This window comes from Oleiphilus sp. HI0117, assembly GCF_001635235.1.
This window is the reverse complement of record NZ_LWGA01001046.1, coordinates 1-2518: the sequence shown is the minus strand read 5'-3', so window position 1 is coordinate 2518 and position 2518 is coordinate 1. Positions and strand designations below refer to the sequence as shown.

General features: G+C 45.1%; 3 protein-coding genes. All 3 read left to right on the top strand.

All coding sequences use genetic code 11. From position 1 onward, the window contains the following. A partial coding sequence (locus A3757_RS18780) for an NAD-dependent epimerase/dehydratase family protein (protein ID WP_068740079.1) occupies positions 1 to 825 on the top strand: 825 nt, incomplete at its 5' end. A gap of 506 nt (positions 826 to 1331) precedes the next feature. Next, positions 1332 to 1631: a nucleotidyltransferase domain-containing protein gene (locus A3757_RS18775; protein ID WP_068508309.1), complete on the top strand. Its 300-nt coding sequence runs from the start codon at positions 1332 to 1334 to the stop codon at positions 1629 to 1631. Then, positions 1628 to 2107: a hypothetical protein gene (locus A3757_RS18770; protein WP_068567985.1), complete on the top strand. Its 480-nt coding sequence runs from the start codon at positions 1628 to 1630 to the stop codon at positions 2105 to 2107. Before A3757_RS18775 ends, A3757_RS18770 begins: the two co-directional genes overlap by 4 nt. Positions 2108 to 2518 lie beyond the last annotated feature (411 nt).

Below are 2518 nucleotides of genomic sequence, written 5' to 3'. Positions count from 1 at the left end.
AACTTCTCATTTATCGAAGGTGATATCAGAGATTACGAAACCTGCCAGAAGGCGGTTTCAGGTGCTGACTATGTTTTACACCAAGCAGCGCTTGGCTCCGTTCCTCGTTCTATCGCAGACCCGATTACCACGAATGCAGCGAATATCACTGGCTTTCTCAATATGCTCCAGGCTGCAAAAGAAGAGCAGGTAAAAAGCTTCACCTACGCGGCCAGTAGTTCAACCTATGGTGACCACCCCGCGCTGCCTAAAGTAGAAGAAAATATCGGCAATCCACTTTCACCTTATGCGGTAACCAAATACGTAAACGAATTATATGCCAGTGTGTATGCCAGAACCTATGACTTCAAAACGATTGGTTTGCGTTATTTCAATGTGTTCGGCAAGCGACAAGACCCTAATGGTGCCTATGCAGCGGTTATTCCAAAGTGGACCTCTTCAATGATTGAAGGTGAAGATGTCTTCGTTAACGGCGATGGCGAAACAAGTCGAGACTTTTGCTATATCGATAACACTGTGCAAATGAATATTCTTGCGGCCACTGCACCTGACGAAGCTAAAGATGAAGTGTACAACGTCGCACTGGGTGATCGTACAACCTTGAATGACTTGTATGTATCTATACAAAAAGCACTAGCTGAGAATGATGTTGATGTTTCGAAAGAGCCAATTTACAGAGACTTCCGAGCTGGTGATGTAAGGCACTCGCAAGCCGATACAAGCAAAGCTAAGGCAAAGCTTGGTTATGCGCCAGAGTATCGAATTCTAGAAGGTATTTCCGAAGCGATGCCATGGTATATTGAATTCCTAAGTTCAAAATCCTAAAAGACGACTCACCACCGAGAACACAGAGCGGCCCGCGGCCTGCACAGAGAAAAGACAAAAAGCTTTTTAGTATTTCTTAATCACTTCCTCTGTGCAGCGAAGCGCCCGGTGTCCTCTGTGGTTCATCGGTTTATCCCTTAAAGATTAAGACATAAAAGACGGTTCACCACCGAGAACACAGAGCGGCCTGCGGCCTGCACAGAGAAAAGATAAAAAGCTTTTTTTAGAAGTGTCTCAATTCCTTCCTCTGTGCAGCGAAACGCTCGGTGTCCTCTGTGGTTCAATTGGTTTTCTTTAAAGATCAAAACACAAAAGACGGTTCACCACCGAGAACACAGAGCGGCCTGCGGCCTACACCGAGTAAAGATTAAGGCTTTCTTTAGATGTGGCTCTATCCCGTCCTCGGTGCAGCGAAGCGCTATGTGGCTACCAAAGTCTAATTCCTTCCAGTAAGATAAGGCATGAAAATTCACTGCTTTAAATTATAGTTAGAGTCATTTGCAGAAATGAGAATTACAGAAGGGCAAGCGCAATCCATTAAAGGTATCGTTGCCAGTTTAATTGATCCTGGCGTAGAAGTGTGGTTGTTCGGCTCGCGAGTGGATGATCATGCAAAGGGCGGTGATATAGACCTACTCGTGGTGTCAAAGCACGATATCGACGAACTCGTATTCGTTGCGGCTAAAATAAGCACGCAAGTATCTCGCTTGTTTCATGGGCGTAAAACCGATGTGATACTTCAAACACCAAGTGTAGAGCTTTCGCCAATACATACCATAGCAAAAGAAACCGGGATTAAGTTATGACCCTAGATCAAGGTCAGTTAGAAAGGCTACGGTATCTGTGCCGAATCGTGTCAAAAGAAATTACTCATCTACAATACTCTGAAGGAAAGCTATTTGCAGGTGGTTTTGACGAGGAAAAGGCGGCGCAGTTAGATACTAACCCTGACTTGGCTGAGGTGCTCGAGGCCTATGTGGGGCGCTTCTGCCGCCTGCAAGATACGGTTGGTGATAAGTTGTTGGTTGCATGGCTCAAGGCTACGCAAGAAAAAGTAGGTGTCGCGATCGATAATCTGGATAGAGCTGAAAAGCTTGGCTATTTGGAAAGCAGTGATACGTGGTTAGAGCTAAGAAGAATTCGGAATCAAATGATTCACGAATACATTGAAGATGCAGGGCAGCTTAGCCAAGCAATTAATCTGTCAAAAGATAATATTCCCCTAATAGTGAACTTTGCTCAAAAGCTAATTAGTGATCTTCAGGGCAGATTTGATATTTGAGTAAAGCTGACACTTTCTCTGTGCAGCAAGCGCTCTGTGTCCTCTATGGTTCATCGGTTTATCCCTTAAAGATCAAAACACAAAAGCAGGTTCACCACAGAGATCACAGAGCGGCCTGCGGCCTACACAGAGAAAAGGTAAAAAAATTTATAGTGTGTCTCAATCTTTTCCTCTGTGCAGCGAAGCGCCCGGTGCTCTCGGTGGTTCATCGGTTTATCCCTTAAAGATCAAAACATAAAAGACGGTTCACCACCGAGGACACAGAGCGGCCTGCGGCCTACACAGAGAAAAGATAAAAGCTTTTTTAGATGTGTCTCAATCCCTTCCTCGGTGCAGCGAAGCGCCCGGTGTCCTCGGTGGTTCATCGGTTTATCCCTTAATTAAAGATCAAAACATAAAAGACGGTTTACC

Coding starts and splice junctions, on each gene's coding strand:
- A3757_RS18775 (WP_068508309.1), top strand. CDS start 1,332: ATGAGAATTACAGAAGGGCAAGCGCAATCCATTAAAGGTATCGTTGCC.
- A3757_RS18770 (WP_068567985.1), top strand. CDS start 1,628: ATGACCCTAGATCAAGGTCAGTTAGAAAGGCTACGGTATCTGTGCCGA.